Genomic DNA, 16,203 nt, shown 5'->3' on the forward strand with positions numbered 1-16,203 from the left:
AAGACATGAGCAGTACCAACAACGCGACCGGCAAGGTCCTCATCATCGGCGGCGGCATCGGCGGCCTGGCCGCGGCGCTGGCGCTCGCACGCCAGGGCATCCGCATCGAACTGCTGGAGCAGGCCGAACAGATCGGCGAGATCGGCGCCGGCATCCAGCTCGCCGCCAACGCCTTTGCCGCGCTCGATGCGCTCGGCGTGGGCGAGGCCGCACGCAGCCGCGCGGTCTTTACCGACTACCTCAGCCTGCGCGATGCCATCGACACCAGCGAGATCGCCCGCGTCGACGTGGGGCAGGCCTACCGCGAGCGTTTCGGCAATCCGTATGCGGTGATCCATCGCGCCGATATCCACCTGTCGATCCTGGAGGCGGTGCAGGACCACCCGCTGATCACCTTCCGCACCAGCACGCGCGTCGAGCAGCTGCTGCAGGACGACAAGGGCGTGACCGTGATCGACCAGCACGGCGAGCACCACCGTGGCGATGCGGTGATCGGCTGCGACGGCGTCAAGTCCGCCATCCGCCAGGCGCTGATCGGCGATGAGCCCCGCGTCACCGGCCATGTGGTTTACCGCGCCGTGGTCGACGTCGCCAACATGCCGCAGGACCTGCAGGTCAACGCACCGGTGGTATGGGCCGGCCCGCACTGCCACCTGGTCCACTACCCGCTGCGCGGCGGCCAGCAGTACAACCTGGTGGTGACCTTCCACAGCCGCGAACAGGAAACCTGGGGCGTGCGCGACGGCAGCAAGGCAGAAGTGCTGTCGTACTTCGAAGGCATCCACCCGCTGCCGCACCAGATGCTGGACCGCCCGACCTCCTGGAAGCGCTGGGCCACCGCCGACCGCGACCCCGTGGAGCGCTGGAGCTTCGGCCGCGCCACCATCCTGGGCGACGCCGCGCACCCGATGACGCAGTACGTGGCGCAGGGCGCCTGCCAGGCACTGGAAGATGCGGTCACGCTGGGCGAAGCGGTGAAGGCGGCGGGCGGTGATTTCGAAGCGGCGTTCAAGCTTTACGAGCAGGCACGCATCCCGCGCACCGCACGCGTGCTGTACGCCGCGCGCGACATGGGCCGGGTCTATCACGCCAAGGGCGTCGACCGCCTGGTGCGCAACAGCCTGTGGACCGGCCGCACGCAGGCCCAGTTCTACGACGCGCTGCAGTGGCTGCACGGCTGGCGCGCCGAGAAGTGCCTCAGTCAGACGCCGTGGCTCTAGTCCGCTGACGGCGGGTTTCTTTTCTCTCACCGTAAATCCCGATAGCGAACCGGCGGCCTATGGAGCCGCCGGCCGTGACTCGCCCCTAATCCCTGGCAACAAGGAGGAGACACCATGCCTGCCAGCCAACCCCTGAACGTCACCGCGTTCATCGACCGCCAGCCGCTGTCGGCGTTCCAGGTGACTATCGTCGTACTGTGCTTCCTGATCGTGGCTGTCGATGGCTTCGATACCGCCGCGATCGGCTTTATCGCACCTGCCATCCGTGCGGAATGGCAGCTCACGCCGGCGCAGCTCGCACCTTTGTTCGGCGCCGGGCTCGGCGGCCTGATGGTCGGCGCGTTCCTGTTCGGCCCGCTGGCCGACCGCTTTGGTCGCAAGAGCGTGCTGGTGCTGTCGGTGTTGTTCTTCGGCGCGGCCAGTTTGGCTTCGGCGTGGTCCCATGACCTGTGGACGCTGGTGCTGCTGCGCTTCCTGACGGGGCTCGGCCTGGGTGGCGCGATGCCCAACGCGATCACGCTGACGTCCGAGTTCTGCCCGGACAAGCGCCGTTCCTTCCTCGTCACGACCATGTTCTGCGGCTTTACGCTGGGTTCGGCTTTTGGCGGCCTTGCTTCGGCCGGGCTGATCGAAGCGTTCGGCTGGCGCTCGGTGCTTGTGGTGGGTGGTGTGCTGCCACTGGCGCTGGTTGTCCTTCTGGTGTGGCTGCTGCCGGAGTCAGTGCGCTATCTGGTGCTCAAGGGCAAGTCGCGGGACCGGATCGTGGCCACGCTGCAGCGGATCGCGCCGAAGGAGGATCTGCGGGATGCTACGTTCTCGGTGGGTGAACAGCGCACCGCCAGTTCGCCGGTGCGGCACCTGTTCCGCCCCGAACTGCTGCGCGGCACGCTGCTGTTCTGGCTGACGTTCTTCATGAGCTTGCTGGTGATCTACCTGCTGTCGAGCTGGCTGCCCACGTTGCTGCGCGGGACCGGCCAGTCGATGCGGACCGCGGCGCTGGTGACCACGATGTTCCAGGTTGGCGGGACGGTGGGGGCGATTGTGCTGGGCTGGCTGATGGATCGGTTCAATCCGCACTATGTGCTGGCGTCGAGCTATTCGTTGGCTGCGGTATGCGTCGCGGCGGTGGGAAGCGTTGCGACCGATCCGGTTGCGGCAGGCATCGCGGTGTTCTTTGCAGGTTTCTGCATCTCGGGATCGCAAGTGGGTGGCAATGCGCTGTCCGCCAGCTTCTATCCGACCGATTGCCGTGCTACCGGCGTGAGTTGGGCCAACGGCGTTGGCCGGATCGGATCGGTGGTCGGATCGGTTGGCGGGGCGACGATGCTGTCGATGGGGCTGGGGATGCCGGCGTTGTTCGCGCTGATCGGCGTGCCTGCACTGGTCGCCGCGTTGTCGATGTTCTCGCTGGGGGTGGTACGGCGTGAGAGGGTGGTTGGAACGCTGGCGGTTTGAAGGTTGGTTGGCTTCCTATCCAGTGATTCTCAAATGAGTGCGAGAGCCAGCAAGCAGCCGACGGAGTGCTGTATCGCTGGCCCTTCTGGGGGGGGCGGCCCGGCAGGCCCTACAGCTTCCCTTCAATCGACTTGCGCTCCAGCCAGATTTCCTGCACGAAGGGATCCGTGACGCCATAGACCCCGTGCCCCTTGCGCATGATCAGGTTCGTCGCCATCAGTTCATTGACCACCGGTTGTGCCTCCTCAATCCGGACTTCGCGTCCGATTGCCGCGGAATACGCGGCGGCGGACTCCGCCGAGAACAACCCGCGGGCGTCACCGTCAGAACAGGCTATGCGGTCGAAAATCGCTGTGGCTAATCCGCCCAACTGTTCGAGCTTCATCAGTTCGAGGTCCGCGGCTGTCGATCGGAGCGTGTTGGCGATCACCGGCAGATGTTCGTCCGGATCGCTGCCTGGCGGCAGGTGGAAGTGCAATTGCCGCAAGGCCTTGATCATCTCTTCTGGGCGGCTGCCCAACGCATGGAACGCCTGGACCGCTACCTCCGGCGACGGCAGGGCGCTGAATCCCTCGGCCGACAGGCGTTCAAGCAGGTACGCGACATAGTCTTCGCCGAGTACCGGATAAGAGATCGAGGTGGCACCGGCGAAGGCCTGGTTGCGGCGTGCCGTCAGTTCGCCCACCAGCGCCCGGTGCGATCCAGTGCCTACGAAGAGGAAGTACCCTGGCGTGCCGGGGCGCGGGTTGATGGCGTCGCGCGCGGCCTTGAGCGCGAGCAACATCCGGTTGCCTTCCTCGGAGGTAATGGCGTGCTGCACCTCGTCCACGATGAGGACCACGTTGGTCTTTGCCTTGTCGACCACTTCCGCCAGCGCCTGTGCCAGCGTGGCCCCGCCGGGCTCCCCTACGCTGTCCAGCTTGAATCCGAACTTGAAGCCAAAGGCGCCGATGTCAGCACCGGCAACTCGCTTCAGGTGCTTGAGGGCTGCAGAGCCGGGCTGCTCCAGATCGGCTAATGTTCTTTTCACTGCTGCCAGAATGAGTGCGGCAGGGCTGCGCTGCGTGTCGCTCCAGAGATCGACATAGATCACGATCGCCCCGTCGGCCTCCAGGGCCGGAACGAGGTCGTTGAGCAGGAACGTGGTCTTGCCGGTGCGCCTTAGGCCGGACAAGAAGAGGCCGGAACGCAAGCCTTCGTCCAGGACCCCAGGGTGCAGCAATTGCCGCGCCATCTGGGCGGCAAGGGCAGGGCGGCGATAGATGTTGGCCATGGCGCACTTAATGGAAATTATTGGATTCCAATAATTATAGCCTAGCCATAATTTGTACTAAACCATGCGCTATGGGCGTGACCGTTGCCTCTGTAAGTGCAGCAAAGATATCTTATTGGGGCGAATCCCTTTCAACCTTCAGCGGCGCTGTGCTCGCCGACACCCGCCACAAAATCCTCCCCCTCCGGCAACCCCAACGAAAACCTTACCGGAAAATTCACAGCAATCCCGTCCTCGCCGGCTACCCGCCGCACCACCTGCCGCGCCTGGACGTGAGGGTCTTCGAACAACGCCGTCGCCCCCAGCACCGGGGAGAATGGAATATCCAGTGGTCCGAAAAGCGCCTCCCAATCCGCCAGGTCACGGGTACGGAACACCGCTGCCAGCAGGTCATTCACCGCCAGCTTGTGCCCGTGCCGCCCCGCACGCGTGGCAAAACGCGGATCACGCAGGTCGGGAAACTCATCGCCAAGCGCCTCGCACAGGTTGACCCAGAACTTGTTCTCCAGAATCCCCATCGCGAGATGACGGCCATCGCGCGTCTCGAACAGGTCGTTCTCCGGCATCACTGTCGGCGATTCATGCGGCGCCGCCTCATGTCCCCGCGCCGCCCATGCCCCGTGCGCGGTCCAGGACAGGATCGCATCATGGATCGAGACATCGAGATGCTGTCCTCGCCCATGCTGTCGCGCACTCATGATCGCAACGGCAAGCGACAGCGCCGCGTAGCCGGAAGCGGCATAGTCTGACACCCGCACGCGCGGACGCGACACCACGTCATGCACCTGTACCGGCGTCGCCCAGTATCCCGCCAGCGCCAGGTAGTTCAGGTCATGTCCGGCGTGCTTCGCATAAGGACCCGTCTGGCCGAAGCCGGACACGGAACAAAGCACGATGGCCGGATTGACCGCCGCCAGCGCTTCATAGCCCAGCCCCAGCCGCGCCATCACGCCCGGCCGGAAGCCTTCCACCACGGCATCGGCATTGCGCACCAGCTCGAGAAAGGCTTCGCGGCCCGCGTCCGTCTTCAGGTCCAGCGCAACCGAGCGCTTGCCGCGATTGAACTGCGCAAATACCGCCGGCCCAAGCTGTCGTGCGGTATCGCCGGTACCGGGCTGCTCGACCTTGATCACATCGGCCCCCAACTGCCGCAGCAGACTGCACGCGTGCGGTCCTGGCAACAGCTGGCTGGCATCGATGATGGTGACGTCCTTCAGGCAGGACCATTCTGGCTTCATGCGGAATCCCGTTTTCAATGCGGAGGGGCTCAGCCCAGGTCGCCAAGCATGCCGATCGACTTCATCAGCTCGGCATAGCGGGTATTGTCGGCGGCGACCACGGTGCCGAACTGCGCGGGTGAGGCGCTGCGGCGCAGCTCACCCGCGTTGGCCTTGAGCTGGGCGTCGAAGACGCCGGCGGTCTGCAGGGCGCTGACGGCGGCATGGAGCTTCTGCGTCAGTTCGGCCGGGAAATTGGCCGGTGCGAACAGCCCGCTCCAGTTGTCGATGACAAAGCCCGGCGGCAGTGCCTCGGCCATCGTCGGCACGTCGGGAAAGAATGGCGAACGCGCCGCGGCGGTGACCGCCAGTACGCGGATCTGCCCGTTTCGCACGTATTGCGTGGCAGTGCCCAGCACCGGCATGCCGAACTGGGTCTGGCCAGTCAGCATCGCGGTGATGATCTCCGGCGCGCCCTTGTAGGGGATGTGCACGGCATCGCAGCCGGCCTGGTGCAGCATGGTTTCGACCGCGAGATGGGCGATGCTGCCTTTGCCGCCGGAGCCGTAGTTGAACCTGCCGGGCGCTTTCTTCATCGCTGCGACCAGTTCGCCGGCGGTCTTGTAGGGCGACGATGCCGGCACGACCAGCGCCGTCGGGCCACCGGAGAGCGCCGTGATCGGCGTGAAGTCACGCGCCGGGTCGTACGGCATCTTGCGGTACATGTGCACGTTGATCACATGTGTGTTGGCGAGAATCCCCAGCGTATAGCCGTCCGGCGCGGCACGGCGCAGCGCGCTGGCGCCGATGATGCCGCCGGCGCCGGGCATGTTCTCGACCACCAGCGGCTGCCCGAGCTTGTTGCCCAGCTCCGCCGACAGCGTGCGGGCAACGTTGTCCGGCGTGCTGCCGGCGATAAAAGGAACGATCAGCCGGATCGGGCGGCTGGGGTACGGGGTGGCGGCGCGCGCGGGCAGCAGCAGGCTGCCCAGCGCGGCGGCGCCGGCGGTGGCAAGCCAGTCTCGGCGGTTCATGCGTAGTCTCCGTGGTCTTGTCGTATTGTCCTCATGCCGGCGGCGACCGTGCCGCCGGCACGGTCAGGCGTTCTGCTGCATCGGTTCGAGAATAGCGCGCGCTATGGTGTTGCGCTGGATCTCGCTGGTGCCGGTGAAGATGCGGAACATGCGCAGCTTGCGGAAGGTCTGTTCGACCGGGTGGCCGCGGGTGACGCCGACGTTGCCGTGGATCTGCACGGCCTTGTCGGCCACCTCGAAGCAGCGCTCCGAGACAAAGAGCTTGCAGGCCGCGGCCTTCATGCGCAGGTCGGCGCCGGCATCGGCCAGCGCGGCGGTGTGCGCGATCATGCTTTCGCAGGCCCACAGCGCCGCGGCCATGTCGGCCAGCATGTGCTGGATCGCCTGGAAGCGCGCGATCGGGCCGCCGAACTGGCGCCGTTTGCCGGCGTATTCCACCGACGACTGGTACGCCCGTGTCGCCAGCCCCAGCATGGTCGGGCAGTGCAGCAGCCGGTTGACGTTGATGCGCGACATGCCCAGCTTGAAGCCATTGCCCTCGCCGCCGAAGATATTGGCGCGCGGGACGCGCACGTTGTCGAAGTGGATATCGCCATCGATGTGCTGGCCGGACATCGGCACGTACTCGTTGGTCACGGTCACGCCGGGCAGGTCCAGGTCGACCAGCACCGCGCTGATGGCGGGCGGCGTGGTGCTGGCGTCGGTCACGCACATGACGATGGCGAAGTCCGCGAACGGTGCGCCGCTGATGTAATGCTTGCCGCCGTTGATGATGAGGTCGTCGCCGTCGGCGATGGCGCTGGTCTTGATGCTTTGCGCGTCCGATCCGGAGTGCGTTTCCGTCAGCGCGAAGCAGGTCGATTTCTCGCCGCGGATGACGGGCTCGAAGTACTGCTTCAGCTGCGCCGGCGTGGCGTACCTGAGCATATTGCCCACGCGCGGCGGGCCGCCCAGGTCGCCCAGCACGTGCGGGGCCAGGGCAGAGCCGCTGGCGGCCAGGTCGGCCTTGAGCGCGCATTGTTCCTGGATGTTCAGGCCCTTGCCGCCGAGTGCCGTGGGCAGGCAGGCGGCGTAGAAACCCAGCTCGCCGGAGCGGCGCCAGACATTGCGCAGCGTCTCGCGCGGCCAAACGTCTTCAGAGTCCAGCCCGAGTTCGCGCTCCAGCGGGAGGAGCTCTTCGTCGATAAAGCGGCGGATGCCGGCGCGCGTTTCGGCCAGGACGGGATTGGTCAGGTGATCGAACATAACAGTCTGGCTCCTTAGTTGACGCGGCGCTCGACGCCCTGCCAGTAGCGCTCGCGCACGATCTTGCGGGCCAGCTTGCCGCTGGCGTTCTTGGGCAGCTCGGCGACGAAATCCACCGAGCGCGGCGACTTGTAGTCCGCGATGCGCTCGCGGCAATGGGTGATGAGCTGTTGCGCGGTCGCCTCGCGGCCCGGACGCAGCGTCACCACGGCCTTGACGCTTTCGCCCCAGGTGTCGTCGGGGATGCTGATGACGCAGGCTTCCAGCACGTCGGGGTGCTGGTACAGCGTGGCTTCCACTTCAGTCGGATAGACGTTGAAGCCGCCGGAGATGATCATGTCTTTCTTGCGGTCCACCAGGTATAGGTAGCCGGCGTCGTCCACGCGCGCCATGTCGCCGGTGTGCAGCCAGCCGTCGACGATGGTTTCGCGGGTCAGCTCCGGCTCGCCCCAGTAGCCCTGGAACACGTCTTCGCCGCGGATCACCAGTTCGCCGATCTCGCCCACCGCGACCTCCTGACCCTGCTCGTCGACCACGCGCACTTCGGTTTCGTTCAAGGCGCGGCCGCACGAGGCCAGGCGTTCGGGGTGATGTGCGATCGCTTGCGCGTGGTCCGCCGTCGACAGGCGCGTAACGCCGGAGGTCGATTCGCTGGCGCCGTAGCCCTGCGACAGGATTGGCCCGATGCGCTCCCACGCCTCGCGTATGCGCGCCGGCGCCATCGGCGCGGCGCCGTAGGCCAGGGTCTTGAGGCTGGACAGGTCCGCCTGCGCCAGCGTGGGCTCGGCCAGCAGCATGTTGATCATCGCCGGCACCATGAACACGTGCGTGATGCGCAGCCGCGCCACCTCGGCCAGGAAGTGCGCGGGCTCGAACTTGTCGAACAGCACCAGCGTGGCGCCCAGGTAAAGGTAGGGCTGCATCAGCATGCCGGAGGCGTGCGTGACCGGCCCGATCAGCGCCAGCCGGTCACCGGGCCGGGCCGGCCGGTCCATGCCGGAAACCATCTTGCGCAGCGCTGCCATGCGGTTGCCGTAGCTCTGCATGGCGGCCTTGATCTTGCCGGTGGAGCCCGATGAGAAGTGCAGCACCGCCAGGTCGTCCGCAGCGGGGGTGATGTCAGGCGACTCCGTGCCGGCATTGGCGAGCAGCGCTTCATATTCGACATAGCCTGCCGGCGCCTCGCCGATGGCGATAAAGGTCTCGATGCTGCCAAAGCCCGGCGTCGCGCCCGAATACCCGGTATAGCCGGGCCCGGCGATCAGCACGCGCGGCGTGCAGTTCTCGACCACATCGCTGGCCTCGGATGCGGTGAAGCGCGGATTAAGCGCCGCCTTGACCAGCCCGGCCTTGTAGAGCGCGCATTCCAGCTCGACCAGCTCGGGCCGGTTGCGCGCCTGTACCGCCACGCGGTCTCCGCGCTGCAGGCCCAGCGCCAGCAGTGCGTTGGCCAGGCGGGTAGAACGCTCGTCCAGCTGGCGGTAGGTCACCACCTGGTCGTGATAAAGGATGGCGGGCTGGTCGCCCCAGTAGCGCGCGGCGCGGCGCAGGAAGTACGCGAAACCCATGCTGTCTCCGTGATGCTCGATGGTTCTGGGCGGGCATTTTTGTGTGTACCCGTGCGCCGTAGTCTGTAAGATGGCTGGCATCACCACAATGAAGCAATGGCTATAAAGTCATAACCATCGGGAATGAGGTAATGGAGACGCGGGATATCGAATACATCCTCGCCGTGGCGGCGCACGGCGGCATTGGCCGCGCGGCCGACGCGCTGGGCATCAGCCAGCCGGCGCTGACCAAGGCGGTACAGCGCGTTGAGATGCAGGCGGGGCTGCCGCTGTTCGAGCGCACCGCCAACGGCATGACCGCCACCTACGCCGGCACGCGGTTCCTGGAGCGGGCGCAGCGGATCCGGCTGGAGTACGAGGACGGGATCAAGGAGATGCTGGGCATCCGCACCGGTGAGCAGGGCATCCTGCGGCTGGGCTATTCACCGTCGATACCGGGCAAGGTGATCCTGGGTGCCTGCCGGCAACTGGTGCGCGAGCGGCCGGTGGCGCGGCTGCGGCTGCGCCGGCGCCTGGCGCGCGACTTGTTGGACCTGCTGGCCGCGGGTGAACTGGATATGGCAGTAGCGCCTGCCCCGCAAAAGCCGACCAGCGCTGGGGACTTTGCGGTGGAGCCACTGTTCGACGACCGCCTGGTCGTGGTGGCGGATGAAGGACATGCGCTGCTGCAGCGGCGCAAGCTGCGGCTGGCGGACTTGGCCGACCAGGAGTGGCTGCTGCCGGAAGCGCATATCACGCTGCGCCAGCAGGTCGATGCCGCGTTCCGCCAGCGCGGGCTGCCCGAGCCTAAGCTGCGTATCGAGATCGATTTCGGCAGCACCTCGCTGTTCGCGCTGATGCAGGGCACGCAGATGCTGAGCATCGCCAATGAAGGCGGCGATGCCATGCAGCACGGCCTGCGCGCGCTGCCGCTGGCGCTGGAGGAGCTCGACCTGCGCCGGCGCATCGGCGTGATCACTCGCGCCGGCGCCTACCTGTCGCCGCTGGCGCAGCGGCTGACGTCGCTGCTGCGCGAGCACAGCCGATAGCAGCGCCGGCGCTTATTGCAGCGGGATCTTCGCCACGGCGGCCAGCCGCTTCCAGCGCACGATCTCGTCCTTCTGGTACTGGCGCATTTCCGCCGGCGACGACAGGATCAGCTTTGTCGACTGGCGCGTGTAGTAGTCGCGCACGTCCGGTGCGTTGCCGGCCTGCGTGAACAGGTCTTGCAGCCGCTTCACCACCGCCGGCGGGGTCTTGGCGGAAATCGCCGCGGCCACCCAGTTGTAGGCCAGGAAGTCCGGCAGGCCGGCCTCGACGATCGACGGCACTTCCGGCAGCAGCGGCGAGCGTTGCGGCGCGGTAAAGGCCAGCGCGCGGATCTTGCCGCCGCGCGCCAGTTCGATGGCACCAGTGGCATCGACCACGGCAAAGTCCACGTTGGCCGCCATCACGCCATTGATGGCATCGCCCGCGCCCTTGTACGGCACGGAGGTGGTCTTGATCTTCGCCAGCTCATTGAGCCATTCGCTGTACAACGTGTATGAGATCGAGCCCGAGCCGTAGTTGAGCGCGCCGGGCCGCTTGCGGGCGTCTTCCAGCAGGTCTGCCAGCGTGCGGTAGGGCGAGCTGGCCGGCACGATGATCAGGCACGGCCCGCGTGACAGCAGGGTGATCGGCGCGAAGTCGGTCAGCGGGTCATAGGGCAGCTTGCGGAAGGTGGCGGCGTTGGTCGACAGCGTGGAATTGCTGCCGATAAACACCGTGTAGCCGTCTGCCGGCGCATTCAGCGCGGTCTGCACGCCGATAAAGCCGTTGCCGCCGGGCTTGTTCTCCACCACCACGCCCTGGCCGGTGAGTTCGCCGATTTTCTTGGCGAACATGCGGGCGGTTGTGTCGGTGCCGCTGCCGGCCGGGAACGGCACGATAAAGCGCATCGGGCGTGTGGGGAAGGCATCTTCCGCGGCCGGCGCGGCCAGCGGTGCGGCGATGCCGGCCAGCGCTGCAGCGGCCATGCCCAGGAAGCGGCGGCGCGAACGGAAAGGCTGTTGCATGGTGTCTCCTTCGGTCGGAAAACCCGGCGTGTTCCCGCCGGTGCAAGGGATCGGTGTGGCTCAGCGGCGCAGGCCGAGCAGGTCGCGCGCAATCACCCAGCGGTGGACTTCGCTGGGCCCTTCATAGATGCGCATCAGGCGGGTTTCATTGGCCATCTGCTGCAGCGGCAGCTCCTTGGTCATGCCCATCGCGCCAAAGGTCTGCATCGCGTGGTCGATCACCTCCCAGGCCATTTCCGTGGCGAAGACCTTGATCATCGATACCTGCGTACGCGCCTCATCGCCGGCATCGATGCGGCTGGCGGCCTCGTACGTCATCAGGCGGCAGGCGTGGATGCGCGTGGCGGCATCCGCCACCCACCACTGGATCGCCTGGCGCTGCGCCAGCGGCGCGCCGAAGGTCTGGCGCTGCGGTGCGTACTCGCAGATCATGTCGAGCGCGCGCTGGGCGCGGCCGATGCACCACGCGGCCATCTGCACGCGGCGCGTGGACAGGCGCGCCTGCATCGGCGCAAAGCCCTGGCCTTCGGTGCCCAGCAGTTGCGAGGCGGGGATGCGGCAGTCTTCCAGCACGACTTCATAAGTGGAGGCACCGCCGATCATCGGGATGCGCCGTTCCACGCGCAGGCCGGGCGTGCCGCGCTCGACGATAAAGGCCGAGATGCCGCCACGCGCACCCTTTGCCTTGTCGGTGACGGCCATCACGATGGTCCAGTCGGCCCGCGCTGCGCGGCTGATCCAGATCTTGCGGCCGTTGAGTACCCAGTGGTCGCCGTCGCGTTCCGCGCGCGTAGTCATCATGGCGGGGTCGCCGCCGGCGCCGGGCTCGGAAATGGCGATGGCCGAGACCGTTTCGCCGCGTGCATATGGCGCCAGGTAGCGTTCGCGCTGGGCCTCGCTGGCGGTCAGCATCAGCATGCGCAGGTTGGGCGAGTCCGGCGGCAGCTCGTACGGCGTGATGGTCTTGCCGAGTTCTTCGTTGACGCCGACCATCGCCACCGCGGGCAGGTCGGCGCCGCCCATCTCGGTGGGGGCGTCCAGCCCCCACAGGCCAAGCTCGCGCGACATGCCGTCCAGGCGCGCGTGTTCTTCCGGCAGCAGCGTGAGCTGCCCGCCCTCGGCCTCGCGGGCCAGTACCGCCGGCTCCAGCGGGATCAGCTGCTCGCGTACGAAGCGCGCGACCAGGTCCTTGAGCATGCGGTGTTCTTCATCCAGCTCGAAATTCATGCGTGTCTCTCCTTGCTATGCCGGGCCGCCGCCATGCGCGGCGGGCGGGGTGATGCCGATTTCCTGCAGAACCTCGGCGGTGTGTTCTCCCAGCGCCGGTGCGTGGCGGCGCAATGACAAGGGTGTGGCCGAGAAGCGCGCAGCCGGGCGCACTTCGCGCAGCGGGCCTTCGGTGGGGTGGTGGGTGGCCTGGAACAGTCCCACGGCGCGCAGGTGCGGATGCTCGACCAGCGCATCGAGGCCGTAGATCGGCGTGGCGGGGATGTCGAGCGATTCGAACAGCGCCATCCATTCGTCGGTGCTGCGCTCAGGCGTCAGTTCGGCCAGGTGGCCGTACAGTGCGCGGATATTGGCATTGCGCTGTGCACGGTCGCCTACCTCGTAGCGGTCGGCAAGGTCGTCCCGGCCGACCGCGCGGAAGAAGGCGTGCCAGTGGCGTTCGGTGTAGGGCAGCGCGCAGATCCAGCCGTCGCGGGTGGGCGCGGGGCGGCGCCCGCCCTGCAAGAGCCGCGCATAGCCGGCGCCGGCAGGGGCGGGCTCGAAGGTCAGGCCGCCCAGGTGCTCGGCCATTACGAAGGCGGCCATGGTCTCGAGCATCGGCACTTCGACCGACTGGCCCACGCCATGGCGCTCGCGGTGCAGCAGCGCCGCCAGCACGGCATTGGCAAGCGCCAGCCCGGTGGTCTTGTCGGCGATCAGGCTGGGCACGTATTCCGGCCGTTCGCCGCTGCCCGAGCCCAGCGCCACCAGCCCGCAGCCAGCCTGGATGATGTCGTCGAAAGCGGGCTTGTCGCGGTGCGGGCCGTCCTGGCCGAAGCCGGTCGCCACGCAGTAGACGATGCGCGGGTTGATGCGCGCCACCGCGTCATAGCCAAAGCCCAGCCGCTCGATCGCCGCCACGCGCATGTTGTGCACCAGCACATCGGCACCGGCGATCAGCGCGCGCAGCGCTTCGGCGCCCTCTGGCGTCTTCAGGTCGAGCACGGCCGAGCGCTTGTTGCGGTTCAGCGCCAGGTAGATCGAGCTCATGCCGGCGTGCTGCGACACACCGTTGGCGCGCATCAGGTCGCCTTCCGGCCCTTCGATCTTGATCACGTCGGCGCCAAAGTCCGCCAGCACCTGCGTGGCCAGCGGGCCGAGCACGACCGAGGTGAGGTCCAGTACGCGGATGCCGTCCAGCGGGCCGGCGGGCGTGGCGCGGGGGTCTTGTCGGGGCACGGGTTCCCTCCTTGTCGGCTGCATGGCTTAGCGGCGGTGGAACACCGGCGTGCGGCGTTCGGCCATCGCGGCCACGCCTTCCCGGAAGTCTTCGCTGCGGAACTGACCGCGCTGGATCGCCAGCTCGCGCTGGTTGACTTCGGCGATGCGGTCGGCCAGCCCCTCACGCAGCGTGGCGCGCGTGGTCTCCACGGCCAGCGGCGCGGAGGTAGCGATCTCCTGCGCCAGCGCCATGGCGCGGTCGTTGACGTCGGCCTTGGCCACCAGTTCGTCGGCCAGGCCGATGGCCACCGCATCGGTGCCGGTGATGCGGCGGCCGGTGTAGAACAGCAGCGCGGCCTGCTGCTCGCCCACCAGCCGCGGCAGCGTCACGCTGAGGCCGAAGCCGGGGTGGAAGCCCAGCCGGTTGAAGTTGGCGCTGTAGCGCGCCTCGGCGCAGGTCACGCGGAAATCGGCCACCAGTGCCAGCCCCAGTCCGGCGCCGATGGCAGCCCCTTCCACCGCGGCGACGATGGGCTTGCGGTTGCGGTAGAGCTTCATCGCATGCACGTAGAAGCCGGCGGGGTCGTTGGCGACCTCGCCCTGGCCGGCGCCGCTGAAGTCCGCGCCGGCGCAGAAGGCGCTGACGCCGGAAGCCAGCACGATGGCGCGGCAGCCGGGGTCGTCGTCCAGCGCCAGCAGGGTGTCGGCCAGGCGCCGCATCAGGTCGGCATCGACAAAGTTGTGCGGCGGACGGGACAGCACGATGCGGGTGACGTGGCCGTCTCGGGTCAGCTGGATATCGGCATCGGATGACATGCGGGGCGCTCCTCTGTGATTGGGTCCGGCGCGGGCCGGTGGAGCACACAGTATTCGCGCTGCGGCGCCTCGCCGCTATACTCGAATTTCACTAACTGAAATTATGCGGCGATGGCTGAGACAGCACAGGAGCAGGCGTCGACGCGGCGGCTCACCCACCAGACCGGGCGTTTCACCCGCGACACCGCGGGCAGCCAGTCGCTGGAGCGGGGACTGGTGCTGCTGCGCGCCTTCCGTATCGGCACCACCAGCCTGACCAATGCCGAGCTGGCGGCGCGCACCGGCCTGCCGCGCCCCACCGTCAGCCGGCTGACGCGCTCGCTGGTGGACGCGGGCTTCCTGCGCTACGACGTCAATGAACGGGCCTACCGGCTGGCGCCGGTGGTGCTGAGCCTGGCCGATGCCTTTCACCACGCCAACCGCGCGGCGGACATCGCGCTGCCGCTGATGCGCAAGGTGGCCGAGGCCGACAAGGTCAACGTGGGGCTGGCCGTGGGCGATCAGCTGGAGATGGTGTACCTGGCCTCGATCCGCCATAGCCGCGACAGCGTATCGCGCACGCGGCGCGTGGTGCCGGGCTCGCGCGTGCCGATGGAGCTGACGGCGATCGGGCTGTCGTGGCTGGGGGCGTTGCCGCCGGGCGTGCGGGAAGACATGCTGGACGGCATTGCGGCACGGCAGGGCGACGCGTGGCCCGCCATGCGTGCGTGCGTGCTGCGCGCGATTGCCCAGTCGCAGCAGCGCGGCTTTTGCACGGCTGCGTACCAGCCGGGGCACCTGTTGGCGGTGGGCGCTGCGTTCTGGGGCCCGGACCAGCAGCTGTACGGGCTGAACATCAGCTTCCCGTATTCAGCGAGCGAGCGCAGGCGCGACAACGCCCGCTATGCCGTCAAACTGGAGCGCCTGGTGGACGATATCCAGGCGGCGTGGCGGCGCGCCGGTGCTGGCTAGCCCTGGCGTCAGTACACCGGCACCATGCCGGCGGGCCGGTTCTTGAAGCGCCGGTGGACCCAGTAATACTGCTCCGGCATGGTCGCGATCTGGGTTTCCAGGAAGGCATTCATGCGGCGCGAATCCTCCTCCACGCTGCCCGACGGAAAGCCCTCCAGCGCGTCGAACACGCGCAGACGGTAGCCGCGATAGTTGGGCAGGACCTCGGTGGTGAAGGGCACCACGCGCGCGCCGGTCATGCTGGCCAGGCGCGAGGCCGAAGTCAGCGTGCAGGCCGGCACGCCGAAGAACGGCACGAACACGGAATCCGTGACGCCGAAGTCCATGTCCGCCGCCAGCATCACCGGGCAGCCCGCGCGCAGCGTGCGCACCACCTGCTTGCCGCTGCCGCTGCGCGGGATCATCTCCGCACCGAAGCGCCCGCGCTGCGTGCGCGAGATCTCGTCGAGCATCGGGCTGGACATCCTGGTGTACAGCGAGGCCACCGGGTGGCGCATCGAATAGAACATGCAGCCGGCCTCGATGCCGACGAAGTGAAAGCCCATGAAGATGGTGGGCTGCTCCGTGCACGAGGCCAGGTCGATGCGGGTGTCCAGTTCGACCAGCTTGCCCAGGCGCTCGGCGCTGCCAAACCATTGGATGCCGCGCTCCAGGTAGCTGCGCAGCACGTGGCCGAAGTGATTGCGCGCCAGGTTCTGGCGCGTGTCTTCGTCCATGTCCGGGAAGCACAGCTTCAGGTTGGTGAGGACGATGCGGCGGCGGCGGCTGGGAATGCGGTAGAGCAGCTTGCCGAGCCCGTCTCCAAGGCGTGCGGTCACGCCATAGGGCAATGCGGCAAGCAGCTTGAAGAGTGCGATGGTCAGTGCGGCCTGGAGCCGTTGGGTCATGAAGATCCTGTGGGGACAGTGGCAGCGGCGGCGGGGCGTCGGCCCGGACAGGCGGCTGCGCGGCAATGGTTGGGCGC

Annotated in this window: 14 protein-coding genes; 4 read left to right on the forward strand and 10 right to left on the reverse strand. The window is 67.4% G+C overall.

Going from position 1 to position 16,203, the window contains the following annotated elements:
• Positions 1–5: 5 nt before the first annotated feature.
• Both AC10V3_RS25005 and AC10V3_RS25010 read left to right on the forward strand, forming a co-directional pair.
• Positions 6–1,220 (forward strand): 3-hydroxybenzoate 6-monooxygenase, encoded by a 1,215-nt coding sequence (locus AC10V3_RS25005; protein ID WP_022538102.1) that lies wholly within the window; start codon positions 6–8, stop codon positions 1,218–1,220.
• Positions 1,221–1,334: 114 nt separating this feature from the next.
• Entirely contained in the window at positions 1,335–2,675 is a 1,341-nt protein-coding gene (locus AC10V3_RS25010) for an MFS transporter (protein WP_022538103.1), read from the forward strand.
• Between the two features lie 109 nt (positions 2,676–2,784).
• Here AC10V3_RS25010 and AC10V3_RS25015 read toward each other — a convergent pair whose 3' ends face one another.
• The 5 genes from AC10V3_RS25015 to AC10V3_RS25035 all read right to left on the reverse strand — a co-directional run bounded on the left by AC10V3_RS25015 (position 2,785) and on the right by AC10V3_RS25035 (position 9,012).
• Complete coding sequence (locus tag AC10V3_RS25015; protein ID WP_022538104.1) at positions 2,785–3,948, reverse strand: AAA family ATPase; 1,164 nt, start codon at positions 3,946–3,948, stop codon at positions 2,785–2,787.
• A 131-nt stretch (positions 3,949–4,079) separates the two neighbouring features.
• Positions 4,080–5,186: a CaiB/BaiF CoA transferase family protein gene (locus AC10V3_RS25020; protein WP_022538105.1), complete on the reverse strand. Its 1,107-nt coding sequence runs from the start codon at positions 5,184–5,186 to the stop codon at positions 4,080–4,082.
• 29 nt (positions 5,187–5,215) lie between these two features.
• Complete coding sequence (locus AC10V3_RS25025; protein ID WP_022538106.1) at positions 5,216–6,199, reverse strand: tripartite tricarboxylate transporter substrate binding protein; 984 nt, start codon at positions 6,197–6,199, stop codon at positions 5,216–5,218.
• A 63-nt stretch (positions 6,200–6,262) separates the two neighbouring features.
• Entirely contained in the window at positions 6,263–7,444 is a 1,182-nt protein-coding gene (locus AC10V3_RS25030) for an acyl-CoA dehydrogenase family protein (RefSeq protein ID WP_022538107.1), read from the reverse strand.
• A gap of 14 nt (positions 7,445–7,458) precedes the next feature.
• On the reverse strand, positions 7,459–9,012 hold the full coding sequence (locus AC10V3_RS25035; RefSeq protein ID WP_022538108.1) for an acyl-CoA synthetase: 1,554 nt from the start codon (positions 9,010–9,012) through the stop codon (positions 7,459–7,461).
• Between the two features lie 131 nt (positions 9,013–9,143).
• Between AC10V3_RS25035 and AC10V3_RS25040 the strand changes: the two genes are divergently transcribed.
• Positions 9,144–10,040: a LysR family transcriptional regulator gene (locus AC10V3_RS25040; protein WP_022538109.1), complete on the forward strand. Its 897-nt coding sequence runs from the start codon at positions 9,144–9,146 to the stop codon at positions 10,038–10,040.
• A 12-nt stretch (positions 10,041–10,052) separates the two neighbouring features.
• Here the strand turns inward: AC10V3_RS25040 and AC10V3_RS25045 are convergent, their stop codons facing one another.
• From AC10V3_RS25045 to AC10V3_RS25060, 4 genes are read right to left on the reverse strand one after another with little or no spacing between them, the layout of a single operon-like run.
• The gene (locus AC10V3_RS25045) at positions 10,053–11,045 is read right to left on the reverse strand and encodes a Bug family tripartite tricarboxylate transporter substrate binding protein (RefSeq protein ID WP_022538110.1); all 993 of its coding nucleotides are present in this window, start codon (positions 11,043–11,045) and stop codon (positions 10,053–10,055) included.
• Positions 11,046–11,105: 60 nt separating this feature from the next.
• Positions 11,106–12,272, reverse strand: a complete 1,167-nt coding sequence (locus AC10V3_RS25050; protein WP_022538111.1) for an acyl-CoA dehydrogenase family protein — start codon at positions 12,270–12,272, stop codon at positions 11,106–11,108.
• A 15-nt stretch (positions 12,273–12,287) separates the two neighbouring features.
• Complete coding sequence (locus tag AC10V3_RS25055; protein WP_022538112.1) at positions 12,288–13,490, reverse strand: CaiB/BaiF CoA transferase family protein; 1,203 nt, start codon at positions 13,488–13,490, stop codon at positions 12,288–12,290.
• A gap of 27 nt (positions 13,491–13,517) precedes the next feature.
• Positions 13,518–14,288, reverse strand: coding sequence for an enoyl-CoA hydratase/isomerase family protein (locus tag AC10V3_RS25060; RefSeq protein ID WP_022538113.1), 771 nt, complete (start codon positions 14,286–14,288; stop codon positions 13,518–13,520).
• A 111-nt stretch (positions 14,289–14,399) separates the two neighbouring features.
• Between AC10V3_RS25060 and AC10V3_RS25065 the strand changes: the two genes are divergently transcribed.
• Entirely contained in the window at positions 14,400–15,239 is an 840-nt protein-coding gene (locus tag AC10V3_RS25065; protein WP_022538114.1) for an IclR family transcriptional regulator, read from the forward strand.
• An 8-nt stretch (positions 15,240–15,247) separates the two neighbouring features.
• Here the strand turns inward: AC10V3_RS25065 and AC10V3_RS25070 are convergent, their stop codons facing one another.
• A complete protein-coding gene (locus AC10V3_RS25070; RefSeq protein WP_022538115.1) occupies positions 15,248–16,126 on the reverse strand; it encodes a lipid A biosynthesis lauroyl acyltransferase in 879 nt (292 codons plus the stop codon).
• Between the last annotated feature and the right edge of the window lie 77 nt (positions 16,127–16,203).

The organism is Cupriavidus sp. PB-02 (assembly GCF_058252315.1).